This window comes from Oceanobacillus piezotolerans (assembly GCF_003665065.1).
In the GTDB taxonomy this organism is placed as follows: Bacteria; Bacillota; Bacilli; order Bacillales; family Amphibacillaceae; genus Oceanobacillus; species Oceanobacillus piezotolerans.
In genome coordinates, this window is the sequence record NZ_RCHR01000006.1 from 17,892 (window position 1) to 35,904 (window position 18,013).

General features: G+C 38.3%; 16 protein-coding genes. 7 read left to right on the forward strand and 9 right to left on the reverse strand.

The window, feature by feature from the left end:
- Nucleotides 1-31 precede the first annotated feature (31 nt).
- From D8M04_RS15545 to D8M04_RS15555, 3 genes are all read right to left on the reverse strand, one after another.
- A complete protein-coding gene (locus D8M04_RS15545; protein WP_121524341.1) occupies nucleotides 32-946 on the reverse strand; it encodes an SDR family oxidoreductase in 915 nt (304 codons plus the stop codon).
- A gap of 433 nt (nucleotides 947-1,379) precedes the next feature.
- Nucleotides 1,380-3,491, reverse strand: coding sequence for an MMPL family transporter (locus D8M04_RS15550; RefSeq protein WP_121524342.1), 2,112 nt, complete (start codon nucleotides 3,489-3,491; stop codon nucleotides 1,380-1,382).
- Nucleotides 3,492-3,602: 111 nt separating this feature from the next.
- Nucleotides 3,603-4,178 (reverse strand): TetR/AcrR family transcriptional regulator, encoded by a 576-nt coding sequence (locus D8M04_RS15555; RefSeq protein ID WP_121524343.1) that lies wholly within the window; start codon nucleotides 4,176-4,178, stop codon nucleotides 3,603-3,605.
- Between the two features lie 247 nt (nucleotides 4,179-4,425).
- On the opposite strand from D8M04_RS15555, the gene D8M04_RS15560 reads away from it, so the two are divergent.
- Both D8M04_RS15560 and D8M04_RS15565 read left to right on the forward strand, forming a co-directional pair.
- Entirely contained in the window at nucleotides 4,426-4,842 is a 417-nt protein-coding gene (locus D8M04_RS15560; RefSeq protein ID WP_121524344.1) for a CBS domain-containing protein, read from the forward strand.
- A 104-nt stretch (nucleotides 4,843-4,946) separates the two neighbouring features.
- Nucleotides 4,947-6,026 carry a M20 family metallopeptidase gene (locus D8M04_RS15565; RefSeq protein WP_121524491.1) on the forward strand — a complete coding sequence of 360 codons (1,080 nt, stop codon included), beginning with the start codon at nucleotides 4,947-4,949 and terminating at the stop codon, nucleotides 6,024-6,026.
- Nucleotides 6,027-6,116: 90 nt separating this feature from the next.
- Here the strand turns inward: D8M04_RS15565 and thrB are convergent, their stop codons facing one another.
- Genes thrB through D8M04_RS15580 form a run of 3 tightly spaced genes read right to left on the reverse strand, consistent with a single transcriptional unit; the run spans nucleotide 6,117 to nucleotide 9,363 of the window.
- Entirely contained in the window at nucleotides 6,117-7,007 is an 891-nt protein-coding gene (gene thrB, locus D8M04_RS15570) for a homoserine kinase (protein ID WP_121524345.1), read from the reverse strand.
- Nucleotides 7,004-8,065, reverse strand: a complete 1,062-nt coding sequence (thrC, locus tag D8M04_RS15575) for a threonine synthase (RefSeq protein WP_121524346.1) — start codon at nucleotides 8,063-8,065, stop codon at nucleotides 7,004-7,006. The genes thrB and thrC overlap by 4 nt, the downstream gene beginning before the upstream one ends.
- A complete protein-coding gene (locus D8M04_RS15580) occupies nucleotides 8,062-9,363 on the reverse strand; it encodes a homoserine dehydrogenase (protein WP_121524347.1) in 1,302 nt (433 codons plus the stop codon). Before D8M04_RS15580 ends, thrC begins: the two co-directional genes overlap by 4 nt.
- Before the next feature lie 163 nt (nucleotides 9,364-9,526).
- On the opposite strand from D8M04_RS15580, the gene D8M04_RS20055 reads away from it, so the two are divergent.
- Nucleotides 9,527-9,688 carry a hypothetical protein gene (locus D8M04_RS20055; protein ID WP_158595143.1) on the forward strand — a complete coding sequence of 54 codons (162 nt, stop codon included), beginning with the start codon at nucleotides 9,527-9,529 and terminating at the stop codon, nucleotides 9,686-9,688.
- A 248-nt stretch (nucleotides 9,689-9,936) separates the two neighbouring features.
- The gene (locus tag D8M04_RS20285; protein WP_222928597.1) at nucleotides 9,937-10,905 is read left to right on the forward strand and encodes an SEC-C metal-binding domain-containing protein; all 969 of its coding nucleotides are present in this window, start codon (nucleotides 9,937-9,939) and stop codon (nucleotides 10,903-10,905) included.
- Between the two features lie 32 nt (nucleotides 10,906-10,937).
- Here D8M04_RS20285 and D8M04_RS15590 read toward each other — a convergent pair whose 3' ends face one another.
- Together D8M04_RS15590 and D8M04_RS15595 are read right to left on the reverse strand one after the other, a co-directional pair.
- Complete coding sequence (locus D8M04_RS15590; protein WP_121524348.1) at nucleotides 10,938-12,098, reverse strand: AI-2E family transporter; 1,161 nt, start codon at nucleotides 12,096-12,098, stop codon at nucleotides 10,938-10,940.
- A 135-nt stretch (nucleotides 12,099-12,233) separates the two neighbouring features.
- Entirely contained in the window at nucleotides 12,234-13,394 is a 1,161-nt protein-coding gene (locus D8M04_RS15595; RefSeq protein WP_121524349.1) for an MFS transporter, read from the reverse strand.
- Nucleotides 13,395-13,641: 247 nt separating this feature from the next.
- Here D8M04_RS15595 and D8M04_RS15600 point away from each other — a divergent pair, with 247 nt between their 5' ends.
- Both D8M04_RS15600 and D8M04_RS15605 read left to right on the forward strand, forming a co-directional pair.
- Complete coding sequence (locus D8M04_RS15600) at nucleotides 13,642-14,463, forward strand: squalene/phytoene synthase family protein (protein ID WP_121524350.1); 822 nt, start codon at nucleotides 13,642-13,644, stop codon at nucleotides 14,461-14,463.
- Nucleotides 14,464-14,834: 371 nt separating this feature from the next.
- Entirely contained in the window at nucleotides 14,835-16,382 is a 1,548-nt protein-coding gene (locus D8M04_RS15605) for a BCCT family transporter (protein ID WP_121524351.1), read from the forward strand.
- A 126-nt stretch (nucleotides 16,383-16,508) separates the two neighbouring features.
- Here the strand turns inward: D8M04_RS15605 and D8M04_RS15610 are convergent, their stop codons facing one another.
- A complete protein-coding gene (locus D8M04_RS15610; RefSeq protein ID WP_121524352.1) occupies nucleotides 16,509-17,033 on the reverse strand; it encodes a hypothetical protein in 525 nt (174 codons plus the stop codon).
- Between the two features lie 176 nt (nucleotides 17,034-17,209).
- Here D8M04_RS15610 and D8M04_RS15615 point away from each other — a divergent pair, with 176 nt between their 5' ends.
- Complete coding sequence (locus D8M04_RS15615; RefSeq protein WP_121524353.1) at nucleotides 17,210-17,947, forward strand: MerR family transcriptional regulator; 738 nt, start codon at nucleotides 17,210-17,212, stop codon at nucleotides 17,945-17,947.
- Nucleotides 17,948-18,013: the final 66 nt, after the last annotated feature.

Sequence of the window (18,013 nt, forward strand, 5' to 3'; positions counted from 1 at the left end):
CTGTTACTGTTCTACTCAGTAGCAGGCATTGTTATGCCAATACCTGCCCACCGTTGACATGGATAATTTGGCCGGTAACAAATCTGGAATCATCGGAAGCAAGGAAAACGAATGCTGGGGCAACTTCAAATGGTTGTCCTTGGCGATCCATAGGGTTACCTGCAAGTGGAACCTGGTCTGCGGAGAAGCTTGCTGGAATTAATGGAGTCCAAATCCGCCCAGGTGCGATGGCATTGACACGGATTCCTTTCTTTACAAGACTGTTTGCTAGCGCGCGTGTAAAGCCTACATTTGCAGCTTTTGTGGCGGTGTAATCGATTAATTGCTCATTTCCTTGAAAAGCAACAACAGATGAGGTGTTAATGATGGAGCTCCCTGCTTTTAAGTATTTTAATGCTGCCCGAGTAGTATAGAAATGGGAATAAATATTAACTTTAAATGTATCATCAAATTGTTCATCTGTAATATCTAATAAGCTTAGCTGTTGAAATTGAATACCCACATGGTTACATAGAACGTCAAGACTCCCAAATGTTCTTATTGTTTTTTCCACAATATCAATGCACTGCTGCTTTTCTCTTAGATCGCCAGGCAATAACAAACAACGTCTTTCTAGATCCTCAATTCTATTTTTCGTTCGGTTTGCATCTTCATGTTCATTCAAATAGGAAATCGCAATATCTGCACCTTCCTTAGCAAATGCAATTGCAGCAGCAGCGCCCATCCCACTATCTCCACCAGTTATGAGGGCAACTTTTCCTTTTAATTTATCGCATCCCTTATAACTAGGGTTTTCTATAATTGGTTTCGGTACCATCAAACCTTCTATACCAGGCTGTTGGTATTGCCGTTGCTCTGGAACGGTGATGGCAACGTCCTTAAATTGTGTGATCTTCCCATAATTCGGATACATTGGGTAGTGCTGGCTGTCATTATTTCCAGACATGTTAGCCCTCCTCATTAAAAAATCAAACACTCAAGTATTCCTTTCAGTTTATGTTCACTGGGCTATTGCCGTGCTTGGGCATAAGAAGAAGGGGGTAGAGGACTTGCTCGTAACTTAATAAAAATGAATAGGTTGTAGGAAAGTATGTAAAAGAGGGAGGTTACATATTGGATTATTATTTCAGCCCTGAAGTTAGGTTGTTGTTAATGCCTCATTCTAATGAGAAGGTAGAGGTTTTATACACAGGTAATTGGTTTCCCTTTGTCATGCCAAAAATAGGACCTAGACCTCCATATTATACTAATCCGAGGTATGAACAGTATTATCCTTTAATTTAAGGTAAAAAAACTTGGCCACAATGAGGTGCTTAGAATGTCGAGTGAAATATTCGACTACTTCTGGAAGCTATTGTGGCCATATTAGCAATCAATTTCTATTCATCTTTTAATCTATCACCTTGTTTATCTTTTTCAAATAAGACGAGCAAGCCTGGCAATAGTACCCCTCTAACTAGGAATGTATCAATAAGTATACCTACAGCAACAATAAAACCAAATACAAACAGTAATTGTACAGGTTGTGTCATTAAGACAGCGAATGTTGACGCAAGGATAATTCCAGCTGAGGAAATGACTCCGCCTGTATGTGCTACTGCGATTTCTACAGCTTTTTTCACGGAATGATGTTTTCTTTCTTCTTGGAAGCGCGATACTAGGATAATATTGTAATCTATCCCCAGAGCCACCAGAAAGATAAAGGCATACACTGGTACTCTATTGCTAACCGTTTCAATATCAAAGAATAGAATCATTAAAAATGTACCGAGCCCTAAAGCTGCTATAAAGGAGACTAGAATCGTCCCCATCATATAAATTGGCATCTTAACTGACTTAGTAAGGAAGATTAACATTATGAAAATGAGAATGGTTTCAAGTATAACAATAACAATGAGGTCACGATTATTATAGGAACGGTCATCAACAGATGAGGCCGTTTCTCCTGCGAAATAAAGCTCACCGTCTACATTGCTATCTTCTATAATGTCACCCTTATTATCCTGAATGGACTCTAATGCATCCAGTGTTTCTGTATCATAGGGATTGATCTCAAATGTCATGCTATAAGAAATTGCTTTTCTGTCTTCTGTCATTCCATCTATTCGGACGTTATTAACAAGTGGCTGATCCATCAACACATCCATTAATTCAGCTTGATTGTCTTCTGTTATTTCAGAATCTGATTCGAATAAAACAGTGGTTGGAGCTAAATCACCTGCATTAAATTTATCTTCTAATACTTCATACCCCACTCGAGAAGGCATATCTTCTGGGAATGATTTTAGCAAGTTAAATTCATATTGGATATTTTGGACATTAATGGATGATATGATTAGAAATACTCCAATTGAAACAACAGCGATGATTGGCTTTGTTGTAACAAATCTGCCAACTCTGCTCCAGAAGGAATTTGATTTGACTCTATTCTCTCCAACTTTCGGGATAATTGGCCAAAAGGATTTTCTTCCAAATAGCGTAAACAAAGCTGGAACTAAAGTAACAGAGGACAGCATAATAACCGCTAAGGCTGTACCAAATATGGGTGCGAAGTTTTTGTAGTCCCCTAATTGTGCAAAGATAAGAATGAGCATCGCTACTAATACTGTACCACCAGAGTAAAAGACTGGTAGTCCAGTTCCTCTCATTGCAACCTTCATTGCTTCATGTTTATCTTGGTAAACCTTTAATTCCTCTTTATATCTAGAGAATACAAATAGGGAATAATCGATTACTGCAGCAAATAATAGAATGGTCATAATCGATACAGTTTGTGTACTGAAATCAAGTCCTGAGGACCCTAATATTCCTAATATCTGCATGACTACCTGGTAAACAAATACAGCAGCCAATAATGGAATAAGTGCAATCAATGGCGAACGATAAATCACTACCAATAAAACTAGGATAATACCCACGGTTGCGAAAATTAAGACAAGATCTGCTCTTAAGAATAGATCCGTTGTATCAACAGCAATACCAGCTGGACCGGTAATATGCAATATAAAGTCTGTATTTTCTTCGACCACATTGTAAATTTCCTCAAGTATGGATTTGATTTCCTCTGTTTCTAATCCCGATTCTAAATTAACTGGTATGATAGCTGTAGTTTGATCCTCTGAAAAGAAACCCTCCGTTGCTTGTGGTGGGAGCTTGCCGAGAGGAACTATTTCCTCCAATCCAGCAATTTCTTCAGCGGTTAGTCCTTCGACAATTTTAATTAATGAATCTAAGGAAACTTCACTATCCCCTTCAAATACAAGAATAGCGGGAAGGCTATCCGATGATTCGAAGTGGGAAGTAACTTTTTCGCTTGCAATAACGGAGGAAGCCTCTTCTGGAAGCGTATCTATACCTGATAGTTGATAATCCCTAGCACTGGGAGCTGCCATAGTCAAAACAACTACTGCTATAACCCATATACCTAAAACGAGCCATGAACCTTTCCGAGTAGAAACATAATCTGTAATAGCATGTAAGATTTTATACATTTGTCGTGTTCCTTCCTTATTTTATTTAAAGTTACACCTGTGTCACTTTGGGTAAAAAAAATTCACCTGCGTTACAAGTGTTATTATGCTTAATAGTGACACAGGTGTCAATTAATTCGAATTAGAAATCCCGTTCATGATTATTTCTTTCATCGATTTAATCCAATCTTCTCTTGGTACATTGTAGTGATTGGGAATATCTACAGTTTGAAAAATAAAACCCAGAATGAGGCTGTCGGGAATTCTTGGATTTAACCGTTTTTCTTCCCTACCCAATTTTATGAACTGCTGAAGTGTTGTATACATATCTAAATGAAGATTATCTAGTTGTTTCTTGTTTTCCTTCTCTTTTGCATTATCAGATGCTGGAATGTCAATCGCGATTCTTCTTATTCGATGGAGTTCATAATCATTTAAAATAATGTCCATCAAATACTCAAACTGTTCATCAAACGTGGTATACGTGTTGATTCGTTCTAATTGAGAAAGAAATACTTTCATTTGATAAATGATATATTCGCTGATGAGTTCCTCTTTATTTTCAAAGTATTTATAAATAGCTCCTCTTGAGACTTTTAAATGATTTGCTAATAAACTAAACGTAAACCCTTCATATCCATAATCTAAAAGAAGCTGCTTTGTTGTTTCAAATACTTCCTCTGTTGTAAATTTCCGTTCCCGTGCCATTTGCTTGCTCACCTCTGATTTATATTATAAAGAAAGCTAGTGCAGATTGAAATGTATTAGCATTATTTTTGTTCTGATATTGCAATGGTTAAGTCCTTACATAAAGTGGCTATTTTATGAAAGCTATAAAAAGCGATACAGGACTATTTAAATTCCTGTTTTACATAACCTCATTTTGGGTAATGAATACTAACCGCAAACATTGGGTTATATAGCATGTCATACAAACTTTAAGGAGGCATTACTCATGACAGCACTTCGAGAAATAATGACGGAAGATGTTGTAACAGCAAGGCCAAAGGATGACTTGTTAACATTAGCCAGTATGATGGATGCGAACGATGTAGGTTTTGTGCCGATTATGGATGATAAGTTCCTTGGTGTGGTTACGGACAGGGATATTGTTACTAAAGGATTGGCGAAGGAGACGGATTATAAAAGTGTAGAGGCACAGCAAATAATGACGGAAAAGGTAATAACTGGTCTCCCGGATATGGATGTTATGGAAGCTTCTCGCCTAATGAAGGATCACCAGATTTCACGACTATTGGTTGTAGAGGATGATCAATTAAAAGGAGTTGTCTCACTAAGAGATATTTCTGTAAACAATCATGAAGAAACTGCAGGAGACACCTTAAGTGAAATAAAGCAATCCGGAATGTGATTTTTACAAAGTATATTATAAAAAAAGGCCTTTCATTATTCAAAGGAGTGATGAAAGGCTTTATAAATGAAAGGAATGTAATAGGAAAGAATTGGAGTGATAGGATGAATGATGTAATACAATTACTGAAAGAACTAGTTAAAATAGACAGTTCAACAAAAGAAGGCGCAAACCAAGCAATTGATTATTGTGCAGGTTGGCTGGAAGACAAAGGACTTACTGTAGAAAGGTTGGAGAATAATGGCTATCATATGCTGGTGAGTGAAGTAGGCAAGGGTGACCGCACGATTGTATTCAATGGTCATATTGATGTCATAGAAGGTGAGGACGAACAATTTCAGCCTTTTATAAATGACGGTAAAATGTATGGGCGTGGAACAGTTGATATGAAGGCAGGTGTAGCTGCTTCTATGGAGACTGTTGCTCAGTTAAAAGACAGCAATCTGAAGGCAAAAGTGATGCTTCAAATTGTACCAGATGAGGAAACTGGAGGACACCATGGTACCAAATATTTAACACAGAAAGGATATTTGGGTGATTTTATTATTTGTGGAGAACCAACGAATATGGGGATTGCCATTCAGTCAAAGGGTGTGCTTCAGCTCGATTTTGTTATTAATGGAAAACCAGCCCATGGCAGCCGACCGTGGGAAGGCGATAATTCGATTACCAAGGCCATCAAACTCTATGAAGAAATTCTGGAGCTTCCTTTTGCACAGGAAAGCTCTCCTATGTTTGAACAACCCTCCATTAATTTAGCCAAGATGAATGGTGGAACTGTATACAATAAGGTACCTGAGAAAAGTGAAATGTCTCTTGACATTCGCTATTTACCGGAACAATCACCTGAAGAAATTATTAAGCAAATTGAGCAAATTACGGATGGAACTGTAAGTATTCACAGTCACAACCGGCCAGTTAAGACAAAGGAAGATAATCCTTATGTAGAGTTGCTGGCTGATTCGATAAGAAATCAAACTCAACTTGAAAATGTAAGGATCTTTGGGCAGCATGGTTCCAATGACGGTCAGTTTTTTACTGAGTATGGTGGAGCAGCGGTCGAGTTTGGACCAGTTGGCTATGATTGGCATGGTGAGAAGGAAATGGTTTATGTAGATTCGGTGAGAGAGTACCAAAACGTACTTAGAGACTTTGTCTTGGCTGTCGATAAAAATGTTAAATAAAGCAGTTTGTATAAACGGCCGTTCTCGTCCTTGTATAATAAGAAAAACAGGCAGAGAGGAAATTTCCCTATCTGCCTCGGTTTTTAATCATTATAAGCTTTCTACCTTTAACCCAGTCGTATCGACCTGTAAAGCTTTCATCTGATAATCAGGAAGCACATCTTTCATTTTTAATGCCACAGCCTGTCCTTCTCCGTTTGGAACAAAGGACATCATGGTAGGGCCAGCACCACTAATAATGGTCCCATAGGCACCTAGTTTTTTGGCTTCACTACGGATCATATCATAATTAGGAATCAGTGAGGCCCGGTATGGCTCATGGAATAGATCTTTTTCCATCATTTTGCCTGCAAGCTGGTAATCCCCTTTTACAAGTGCTGCGACCGTAATATTGCTAACGCCACTTGCAGCTGCAGCAAGATTTCTCGGATAGCTCTCTGGAAGTGCCGCTCTTGCCGCTTCTGTTTTAAGTTCGACATCTGGTATGTAAACCACAATATCAAAATCTAAATCTTGAAGTTGAATATGCTCAATCTCATCTTCAAGAAGTGTAGAGATGACTAAACCGCCAAAAAGTGCAGGAGCAATATTATCTGGATGCCCCTCAATTTCTGTACCATATTGAAGCTTTTCTTCCTTGGAAAGCTTTAACTCACAAGCTTGGTTGGCAATTTCAATACCAGCCAAAATGGCGGACGCACTACTGCCAAGACCACGTGCTAAAGGAATCGCACTTTTTTCTACCACCTTACAGGCAGGCAATGTTTTCTGATGTTTATCTGCAATTTTTTTAGCAATGCTGTAAATGAAATGTTCTTCGTAACTTTCGAGATTCAAATCAAGAGAGGGTTGAATAAATTCCCACTCTGCAGATTCGCTCACTTCTAATTCCAGGAAAAGATTTACTGCAAGCCCCATGGAATCAAATCCAGGGCCTACGTTTCCAGAACTAGCTGGTACAATTATACGAAAAGGCCTCATACACTCACCATAGTTTCGATATATTCTTGAACAGCTGATTCATCGTTAGGAAGCGACACAGGATTGATTTCCATCTGGTCAATAGCTGTTTGAGGGTCTTTGAGTCCATTGCCAGTTAGTACTGCAACGACTTTACTACCTTTTTCAATTTGGCCATTTTTTACTTGCTGGAGTACTCCTGCAATGGAGGCACAGGAACCCGGTTCAGCAAATACGCCTTCTTCACGTGCGATTAACTTAAAGGCATGTACAATTTCTTCATCTGTTACGGACTCGATTTTCCCCTTCGATTCGTCACGAGCATTTACAGCTAGATCCCAGCTTGCCGGGTTTCCAATACGAATCGCCGTGGCTACTGTTTCAGGATTCTCTATAACTTGATTATTTACAATAGCAGCTGCTCCTTCTGCTTCAAACCCAAACATTCTAGGTAGCCCTGTTTGTTTTGTCTCATGGTACTCCTTGAAGCCTTTCCAGTAAGCACTGATATTGCCAGCATTACCTACAGGGATAGCGAGAATGTCAGGAGCCGAACCAAGTGTATCACAGATTTCAAATGCAGCTGTTTTTTGCCCTTCTATTCTGTATGGGTTAACGGAGTTTACAAGCGTTACAGGTGATGTTTCGCTGATTTTTCGTACCATTTTAAGCGCTTCGTCGAAGTTACCATCAATCTCCACGATTTCTGCGCCGTACATTACCGCTTGAGCAAGCTTACCTAAAGCGACTTTTCCTTTGGGAATCACAATAATTGCTCGAATTCCAGCACGTGCCGCATAGGCAGCAGCTGATGCGGATGTATTTCCAGTAGATGCGCAAATAATGGATTTACTACCATCTTCTATTGCCTTTGCTACAGCAACGACCATTCCTCTGTCTTTGAAGGAACCTGTTGGATTAAGACCCTCAAATTTACCATATAGCTCAATCCCAAGCTTTTTAGATAGGTTTGGAAAATGGAAGAGTGGGGTGTTACCTTCATGTAATGTTAAACTTGGTGTATTTTCGGTAACTGGCAAAAGTTCCTTATATTCATGCAATAATCCGTTCCAACTCATTCTTCTGCATCTCCTTCGACTTTGTAGTTGCTTTTAATTTCGATAACCTCATCCAGTTCATGTAATTGCTTCATGGCAGTCCGGAAGTTTTCTAATGAAGTTTGGTGTGTAACGACAACGATTTCTGCTGTACCTTTTTCTTTCACAGGATTTTGCAAAATCTGCTTGAAGCTAATCTTTCTTTCATTAAATAGTTTAGATATGATGGATAGTACGCCTACTTCATCTTTTACGTGCATTCTTACATAATATTGTGCAAATCGCTCAGAGGGTGCTTTCAAATCTTTCTTGAAATGTGGCTCAACAAATTGGGTACCTGTTACATTTAATAGCATATTTTTGATAACCGTAACCACATCAGACATAATTGCTGTTGCTGTTGGTAAGCTTCCAGCACCGGGACCATAGAACATCGTTTCGCCAACAGCTTCGCCATATACATAAACTGCATTATATTCATTGTTTACACTTGAAAGCGGATGGTTATGAGATAAAAGAGTAGGCTGCACACTCACATCCAGCTTCTGATCTTCAAAATTAGCATAGCCAATTAACTTCATTGTTAGGTCTAACTGTTTTGCATAGTTTAAATCCTCTAGATCTATAGAAGAAATTCCTTTTACCTCTACGTCATTTAAATCAACATCCATTGAGAATGCAAGGCGGCAAAGAATAGCCATTTTACGTGCTGCATCCAAACCTTCTACATCGGAGGTTGGGTCAGCTTCAGCGAATCCAAGCTCCTGTGCTTGTTTCAATGCTGTTTCGTAGCTGAGTCCTTCTTTATCCATTTTGGTTAAAATATAGTTGGTCGTTCCATTGACAATTCCCATTACTTTTCGAATGAGGTCAGAGGATAACCCATCATTAATACTGCGTAAAATAGGGATACCGCCAGCTACACTAGCCTCATAATAAAAGTCACATTTATTATTGCTAGCTGCTTCCTGTAATTCAGGACCATATAGTGCAACAAGGTCCTTATTTGCTGTAACAACATGTTTCTTTGCTGCAAAAGCCTTTAATATATACTCACGGGCAAGTTCAATACCACCCATTACTTCTACAATAATATCAATTTCAGGATTTTGAATGACATCGTCTGGATTTGTGGTAAGAATTCTTTGATCTACTCCTACTTCGCGATACTTATCCAGATCACGTACTAAAACACCTTTTACATCGACATTACAGCCAAGTTGGTGTGACAATTTTTCCTGATGGCTTTCAATTAGCTTAATTACTCCTGACCCGACTACACCTAAGCCTAATAGGCCGATAGATACATTGTTCCCCACTAGATCACCTCGTGTTTATTCAAGAATTTGATATTAATTCATTGTAACCATGAAAGGTGAATTATAGCAATAGTCAATTATTGAATTATTCCCTTTAATTTTAATAGGAACAAAAATGAGCCGACCATAATAAACTATAAGGAGGTGTTTTGGGGGTGAAGAAATGGATGAAGCAATACTAGGGCTATTATTTATCCTTTGTTTGGCATTAGGTGCAGGACTTGGTGTATTAATTCAGTCGTTTGAAATTGGCGGTGCAATCGGATTAGGAATGGGCTTACTTATCCTTATTTTCTTCCGGAGAAATGGCAAGCACAGGAATTGATGTAAATTTTTAATCTAAACTCGTAGTAATTCATACTGCGGGTTTTTTTATATGTTTTCTCGGTGTGATTGGACCAGACACTTTATTTACATACCTCTTTAACAAGAGGGTTTGCGTTAATAAATTGTAAAGAAATTGCAATTGATAAAGAAAGGATTCTAGCTGGTTCATGTAGAATATTATGAGGATATTGTGAGGGATTCATAAACTAATAAGATAATAGGCGATGAGAGGGGAGGAGGATGTTTATGAAAATTGGAAGGAATGCCCCTTGTCCATGCGGGAGCGGGAAAAAGTATAAAAAATGCTGTCTTTATCTACCGAAACCAGTTAAAGGGAACTCGAAAGTAAGGGAAGATGATACGAATCTGGAGAAAACAATAGATTTAAAGCCAAAAAAATTACACCCAAAACAAATGGAAACAGAGCAAATTTTTCAGATGCTGCATGATTCTGGAATTCATATAAATAAACAACAATTAGTGAGTGAATTGAGACTAGTTGATTCAGTTAACGAACTACTTCACAAATGGAATATCATTGCCCATTTGAATAATGAAGGAGAAAGAAGAATAACTGCTGCGATTGTAGCTTTAGCGGAAAGATTAGCACCAGATCATCTTTTATTAGAAACGCTTCAACATCTGATGCAGGAGGGATATGGATCAGATGGAAATGCAAAGGATGATTTATATAAGGTGACTCTATGGTGGAAGTTATGGAGAGAGTTTCAACAGTGGTTAGGTGGAAAAAAAATCACCTCTGTGGAAGAGGTGGATAAAATAACTAATAGTGTGCTTGCAAAGACTTTTTCAGAATGGCTGTTAGATTTTGAACAGGCTTTGTTGTATAACGGTTTTACTGATAGCTACTATCATCATATGCGCAAAATATTGGCGGAAGATGTATTAGAGAAATTCTCAAACTCTAATAAAACAATTATAGAAACAATGGTAGTTGCTTTAGGAGAATCTCATTTCTTTCTGGGGGATACGGAAAAGGCTGATGAAATTTTTCAAACTTACCTAGCTGATAATGAGCATGCTCCTTGGGTTTATATTCACTGGGGTGATTTATATAATCCAGAAATGGGTCAAGACATGGCGGATATAGAAAAGGCATCTATTCTATATAGGAAGGCAATGAAAGCAGCGGAAGTAAGGGAAGATAAAGAGGCAGCGCAAACAAGATTACATTCGTTGCTAATTAACGTATAAAAGGAAAACGCACGATGCTGTGCGTTTTCCTTTTACTTGTTTTCATCACTATCTTGGTAGGCACCATATACTTCGCCAAAATATTTATTGTATCTATGTTTAAATTTATTAAATAAATACATGACAAGCACCTTAATTATTGCATAACCAGGAATCCCTAAAATGACCCCAATAATTCCAAACAGATTTCCGGCAACTAGTAATACAATAATAATAGTTAGCGGATGGATTTGCATCGTTTTCCCCATGATATTTGGCGAAATGATGTTTCCTTCTAAGAATTGAACAGCAATCCAAACAATTGCTAGCTTTAATACCATAAATGGAGAGTGTACAATGGCTATAATCACAGCTGGAATAATAGCAATGGTTGGCCCTAGATATGGAATTACGCTCGTTACAGCTGCAATGATAGCTAGAGTTATTGCATATTCTAAACCGATAATCTTATAACCGATAAATAGTAGAATCCCTATACAGGATGCAACAATAATCTGCCCTTGAATATATGAACCTACTTGTGTGTCCATGTTCCTTAAGATTTGATTTGCATCATCTCTGAACCCTGGTGGTAATAACTTTAAGCAAAATTCTTTAAATCTTTTTCCGTCTTTAAGTAAAAAGAATAAAATAAATGGAAATGTTACAATCGCTACTGCCACATTAGTAACTGTACTAGCAATATTTCTTACTCCTTGAAAGGCATTTGTAATATAGGAACCAATCATGGAAGGAATATCACTGAAATTCGTTACTAGCCAGTTGTAACCTTCTTCATAGTATGGGCCAAGGAACGAATTTTGCAGCCAGGTTGTAATACTGGCACCTAACTGACTTATGTAGGTAGGGAAATTTTCAACTAAACCTTCAATTTGTGATTCAATGGCTGGAGCAATTAATAGAATAATTCCAGTTAATAGCCCTGCAATAAATAGGATGAGAAGAATAATCCCCCAGATCCGTTTTACTCGCTTTTTTTCTAAGTAGTCGACAATAGGATTTAACAGGTAATAAGCAATAAATGCTAATATAATAGGTGGTGTTATGGTAGAGAAAATAACTATAATTGGATGAAAAATAAAAGAGACTTTTGTGTAGATGAATATAGTTAATCCTAATAAGATTAATAGGGTTAACAAGTAAAACATGTTTCTGCCGCCAATAAACTTCATAAATCTGCTGGGTTCCTTCATTTCCTTACTCCTTTTCCATCTTTGCTCTCATTATAGTTGAAAGAAGATAGATATTCCATTTTAATTTCTGAATGATTCAGAAAAAGCGTACTCCATAGGAGCACGCTTTCTCCAGCTTCAATGGCGTCTGAACACCTAAGATTCACTCCGTGCTTTTCGTTTATTTTCTCTCATTGAGAGATAAATGGTTCCAAACGAAAGGACCGCAAGAATGCCGCCGACGGTTGCATTCTGTTCTACAGAAGCATACTCAATCACAAAGCCCCCAATCATGGATCCGACTGCTATGCCTAAGTGTAATGCAGAATTATTAAGGCTTACCTGAATGCTGGCTGTTTCTGGTGACACATTCATTAAATAGCTTTGCATTGGTGGAGTAACGGTCCAACTCATCATTCCCCAAATAATCATGACTACGAGGAAGATAGGAAGGGAGAATGTCGTATAAGGAATAATAAAAATAGCAAACGCAAAGATAACAATTACAGAATAAATCGTAATCTTGGAACCAAATCGATCCGAAAAGGTACCGCCAACCGCACCACCACTAACTGCTGCGATACCAAAAATGAAGTAAATGATACTAATCCAGCTTGCATCTAAGTCCATTGTTATTTGTGCAAAAGGAGTGAGATATGCATAAAGGGTTGCATGTCCAGCAAGTAGAATAAAGGTTGTCGAGTGCGCGAATAGAATTTGCTTGTCCTTCAATGTAGCAAATTGCTTCCGGAGGGAGAGCTGTTTAGTAGGAGCGACTTTTTCCATAAAGAAATAAATGCCTGCAATAGAAAACAAGGTTAAAATCGAAATAAATAGAAATGGAGCTCTCCAGCCAAATGCATCGCCTAACGTTAAACCAATAGGGACCCCGAGCACTAGTGAACCACTAACACCCATATTTACAATTCCAATCGCGCGCCCGCGATATTTATGTTCTACAATATTAGCAGCCATCACAACACATAACACGATAAGCAAAGAACTGCTGGCGGCAGAGATAATTCTGCCGATAAATAAAACCCAATAGCTTGGGCTGAATACTGCGATGACATTTCCTACTAAGAAAACAAGCAGTGTGATAAGCGTTAATTGTTTACGTTCGAATCTAGCAGTAGCAGCAGATAAAATCGGTGCAGAGACTGCAAATGTTAACGAGAAGATAGTAATGAGTAAACCTGCTTGTCCCAAGCTTACATTCAAATCTTCTGCCACGAGATCAATAATTCCGCCAATAATTAACTCAACCATACCAACCACAAATGAAACAATGGTTAGTAAGTAAACTCTTTTGTCCATATAATCGCCTTTCTATAGTTGAAGTGTTTGTTTCCATCTTGTTTGGGTTTTTCAACAACCTTGAAGATACATTTAATATAGTATGGCTAATTTCCTCATAATTCAAGCCGAACCACATTAAAAAAAATAATAAGAACAAGGTTTAAGTATTAATAAGATTGGGTATAAAGAAAAAGGTATTCGAATTAAAAGAAATAATTTGGGATATTTGTTATACTGGTAGTACCTCATGGAAGGAGAAAGACCAATGAGTACAGAAAAGAAGTTAAAAAAGGACGCAATGCGTGTATTAAAAAATACTAGTAGAACATTTTTTATCCCCATAAGTTTATTAAATCCAACTTTAAAGATGACAGTGGGTTCCGCATATCTATGTATGCGTGCGATAGATGAAATAGAAGACCACGAAACACTTGAAAGCGAAACAAAGCAACATTTGCTGCGTGCTATTCGTGATCTGTTAAAAGCTCCTTTTAATGAAGAAGCGTATCATCAATTGGTGAAGCCATTTGCATCTGATTTACCTGAGGTTACATTGAGGCTTGGAGACTGGCTTCAGGTATGTCCACCAGGTATTTTGGAAAAGGTCAAGGAATCGACAAGTATAATGGCCGGTGGTATGGCGAAGTGGGTTGAGCGCGACTTTTTAGTGGAGAGTAAAGAGGATTTAGACGAATATACATATTATGTAGCTGGTTTAGTTGGTGTTATGTTATCGGATATATGGGAATGGTATGATGATACCAAAACAGATCGTGACTTGGCAATTGGATATGGCAGAGGGCTTCAAGCAGTAAATATGCTGCGCAACCAGCATGAAGATGCTGAACGTGGTGTGAGCTTTTTACCTAAAGATTGGACAAGAGATGATTTATTTGCCTATGCAAAAGGAAACCTGCAAAAGGCTGACCAATACTTAGAATCAATTGAAACAAAGAACATTATACACTTTTGTAAAATACCATTAGCATTAGCAAAACAAACGTTACTATCTTTAGAAAGTGGAAGGGAAAAGATGTCTCGAAAAGAAGTAGAGACAACAGTAGAAGATATTATTAAAGAAGGATAAACCAAATAAGAGGCTGTCCCAGCGTAATTGCTTTGTTTATTTATAGCAATTACCAATCTGGTATTTGACAGCCTCTTATATTTTTGTCAACCGCATTATTTTGAATATTCTGTTATATTAGTTTGGATTTAATTATTATTACCCTAGTATATTTATTAAGCAAATAACAAAACATTTTAAGGAGGTGTTGTGCTCTTTATGTTAGTCGGACAGATACCGTAGAATTTCTCCTTTAACAACATTTGTAGTATAAACTAATTTAAATAATGCAAGTAAAAGAGATGACATTTCTTCATTGTATCAAATGGAAATCATACATCTTATAATCGCAACTTAATTGTTGCTTGCTACGGACAACTAGGAGGAAAAACGTGAAATCAAAGAAAAGACAGAAGTTAGATTGGCCAGTATTTATTATAAGTGGAGGTTTTTTGATAGGCTTTATTATCCTATCGTTTGTGAATAGTGGGATGGTGGGAACGGCCATTTCTACACTATTTGATTTGTCAGCGGATGTATTTGGCGCTTACTGGCAAGTATTATTATTATTAAACTTCTTCATTGGTTTAGGGCTAGCCATTTCAAAGTATGGAAAAGTTCGTTTAGGGAATATGTATAAACCAAAATATAGCTTTTTTGGCTGGGTTTCGATGATTTTGATAACGCTACTGGCAAGTGGCGGTGTGTTTTGGGCTGCTACAGAACCAATACAGCACTACATGGCAACCCCACCACTTTTTGGGGGTGGGGAATTTAATAATATTCCTGCTGCTTTTGCTCAATCCTTTATGCATTGGGGCTTCTCAGCTTGGGCGATTCTTGGGACACTATCGACCATTGTGATGATGTATGTGCATTATAATAAGAAATTACCATTGCGCCCTAGGGGTTTGCTTTATCCAATATTTGGAGAGAAGATTTATCATAAGAGTATCATTGGAACAGCTGCCGATGTATTTTCCATTATTGCTACAGTTGCAGGAACACTTGGTCCTCTAGGATTTTTAGGGCTTCAGATTTCCTATGGTTTGAATCATCTGTTTGGCATACCAAATACTTTGACGGTGAGCGTTATTGTAGTCCTGTTATTATCTGGGATTGCTGCTATTTCAGCTGGAACGGGAGTAGATCGTGGTATTTATCATTTAAGTAATTTTAATGTTATCTTCACGATATTCTTAGCAATTGTGGTTTTAATTATCGGCCCAACGATGTTTATTTTTGATGCGTTTGTTGGAGGGACAGGATTTCATATTCAAAACTTCTTTGAAATGAGTCTATACCGTGGGGATCATGATTGGCTAGCTTGGTGGACAATCTTTTTCTGGGGATGGTTCATTGGTTATGCTCCAATGCTAATCGTGTTTATTAGTCGTATTTCACGTGGGAGGACAATACGCGAATTAGTTATTGCAGTCTCCCTTATAGCACCCATCGTAACTAATTTCTGGTTTTCTATTGTAGGTGGAACGGGTGTTTTCTTTGAAACAGAAAATCCTGGTTCGGTATCTGGTGCGCTAAATGAAGGTGGTATGCCAGCGGCACTTATGGCCATTACAGATCAGCTGCCTGCTGGAACGCTAATCGGGTTAGGATTCTTATTTGTAGCCATTGTTTTTGTTGCAACCACCGCAGACACGATGGCGTATACTGTCGCTGCGACATTAACGGGGAACGATCATCCCGACAGATGGCTGCGAGTTTTCTGGGCTATTATTTTTGGCTTAACAACGGTAATGATATTGAATGTAGGCGAGGACAGCATTACATCGATACAGAATTCAATTGTTATTACGGCAGTTCCTGTTTCACTTCTCTTATTACCGCCATTATGGAACGCACCGAGAATAGCGAAGAAAATGGCGTTAGAACAAGGTCTTATCTGGCAAAGGGAAATGCGTAAGAAAGTAGATAAATAATTAAGAGCCTTTACTATGAGCTTCGTTATTTTGGTGTAATCCTTTTGGCTCCAATATGCCGATACCTTTATAAAAACCTGTAAAAGAAAAAAACAGAAATTGCATCCGCAATCTCTGTTTTTTCTTTTAGAAGCATTGAAAAGATAGAATCCGATTTAAGTCAATACCAAAGTATACCCATCTCCAGCCAATCCATCTCCAACCTGCAACGGAGTTTCTTCCGATAAATGTTGGAAAAAACCAGAATGCATCATTTCGTAACCAAATATATGTGTAACGAAATAGGCAACCGCGAATAGCACCTGGATCTACTGCAAATGTTTGGAACTGGGATAGTTGAGGCGTGAAGCTCGGTGGTGGAGAGCTTGGTGGTCCACTTTGCCCTGCACCAGGTCCGCCACCAGGGAATCCACCAGGAGCACCACCAGGGAATCCGCCGGGAGCACCTCCAGGAAATCCGCCGGGAGTACCACCAGGGAATCCGCCGGGAGTACCACCAGGGAATCCACCGGGAGTACCACCAGGGAATCCACCGGGTGTACTTCCAGGAAATCCAGTGCTAGGGAATCCTGGGACGCTAAATTGTCTTTCATCTTCATCTGTATAATACCCTTGCTCATAAGGATTATTTTGTGAATAGTAATTTTCCATCTATACTTCCTCCTTAAATGATCTTCCCTTTACTATATGGGGAAATGGTCTAGTTTGGGAGCAATTCTGGAAAGAATAGGCATTCACACATAAGTTTAACTTCAATCAGTGGAAGTTTTTATTGACTCTTACGTTACGTGATACTTTATAGTGTTGTATAAAGGGAGGGAAAAATCATGAGAATAAAGGAAGTTGCTGATTTAGTTGGGATAAGCGTGCGCACGCTGCATCATTATGATGAGATTGGTCTTCTGCATCCGAGTGATACAACAGAAGCGGGTTATCGAATCTACAGTGATAAAGAATTAGACCGCCTCCAGCAAATTCTCTTTTTTAGAGAGCTTGGCTTCCCTTTAAAGAAAATAAAAGAAATCATTGACAGTCCGTCGTTTAATCAAAACGAAGCATTGGAACTGCACAGAAAGATGTTAATCGAGAAAAGAGATCGATTAACTAGAATGATACGGACTGTTGAGAAAACCATTCAGCACCATAAAGGAGAGATTGTTATGTCAAAGAAAGAGCAGTTTGAAGGATTTGATTTCAGCCAAAATCCATATGAGCAAGAAGCACGTGAACGGTGGGGAAATGAAGCTGTTGACAAGTCGAAGGATAAGATGGGGAGAATGTCGAAACAACAGCTAACAGATTTTCAGGAGGAGTTTAATGATATCTATCGTAAATTGGCAGAGGTACGCCATGAATCAGCACATTCTAACATTGCTCAAGAGCGAATAGAACTCTGGTATAACGCTTTAAATAAAATAGGGGATTATTCACTGGAAGCATTCCAAGGGCTTGGTCAAATGTACGTAGAGGATGAACGTTTCACGAGAAATATTGATAAATTCGGTGAAGGTCTTTCGGTGTTTATGCGAGACGCAATGCGTATTTATGCGGAGAGAAATAAATAAATAAATGAAAACAATCAGTTAGGTTTATCCCCTTCTGATTGTTTTTTTACATAGATATTGAGTGAT

What these genes read in the sequence shown, in the direction of transcription:
- D8M04_RS15545 (WP_121524341.1), bottom strand. Translation starts at nt 946, where the DNA reads ATGTCTGGAAATAATGACAGCCAGCACTACCCAATGTATCCGAATTAT.
- D8M04_RS15550 (WP_121524342.1), bottom strand. Translation starts at nt 3,491, where the DNA reads ATGTATAAAATCTTACATGCTATTACAGATTATGTTTCTACTCGGAAA.
- D8M04_RS15555 (WP_121524343.1), bottom strand. Translation starts at nt 4,178, where the DNA reads ATGGCACGGGAACGGAAATTTACAACAGAGGAAGTATTTGAAACAACA.
- D8M04_RS15560 (WP_121524344.1), top strand. Translation starts at nt 4,426, where the DNA reads ATGACAGCACTTCGAGAAATAATGACGGAAGATGTTGTAACAGCAAGG.
- D8M04_RS15565 (WP_121524491.1), top strand. Translation starts at nt 4,947, where the DNA reads ATGAATGATGTAATACAATTACTGAAAGAACTAGTTAAAATAGACAGT.
- thrB (WP_121524345.1), bottom strand. Translation starts at nt 7,007, where the DNA reads ATGAGGCCTTTTCGTATAATTGTACCAGCTAGTTCTGGAAACGTAGGC.
- thrC (WP_121524346.1), bottom strand. Translation starts at nt 8,065, where the DNA reads ATGAGTTGGAACGGATTATTGCATGAATATAAGGAACTTTTGCCAGTT.
- D8M04_RS20055 (WP_158595143.1), top strand. Translation starts at nt 9,527, where the DNA reads ATGGATGAAGCAATACTAGGGCTATTATTTATCCTTTGTTTGGCATTA.
- D8M04_RS20285 (WP_222928597.1), top strand. Translation starts at nt 9,937, where the DNA reads ATGAAAATTGGAAGGAATGCCCCTTGTCCATGCGGGAGCGGGAAAAAG.
- D8M04_RS15590 (WP_121524348.1), bottom strand. Translation starts at nt 12,098, where the DNA reads ATGAAGGAACCCAGCAGATTTATGAAGTTTATTGGCGGCAGAAACATG.
- D8M04_RS15595 (WP_121524349.1), bottom strand. Translation starts at nt 13,394, where the DNA reads ATGGACAAAAGAGTTTACTTACTAACCATTGTTTCATTTGTGGTTGGT.
- D8M04_RS15600 (WP_121524350.1), top strand. Translation starts at nt 13,642, where the DNA reads ATGAGTACAGAAAAGAAGTTAAAAAAGGACGCAATGCGTGTATTAAAA.
- D8M04_RS15610 (WP_121524352.1), bottom strand. Translation starts at nt 17,033, where the DNA reads ATGGAAAATTACTATTCACAAAATAATCCTTATGAGCAAGGGTATTAT.
- D8M04_RS15615 (WP_121524353.1), top strand. Translation starts at nt 17,210, where the DNA reads ATGAGAATAAAGGAAGTTGCTGATTTAGTTGGGATAAGCGTGCGCACG.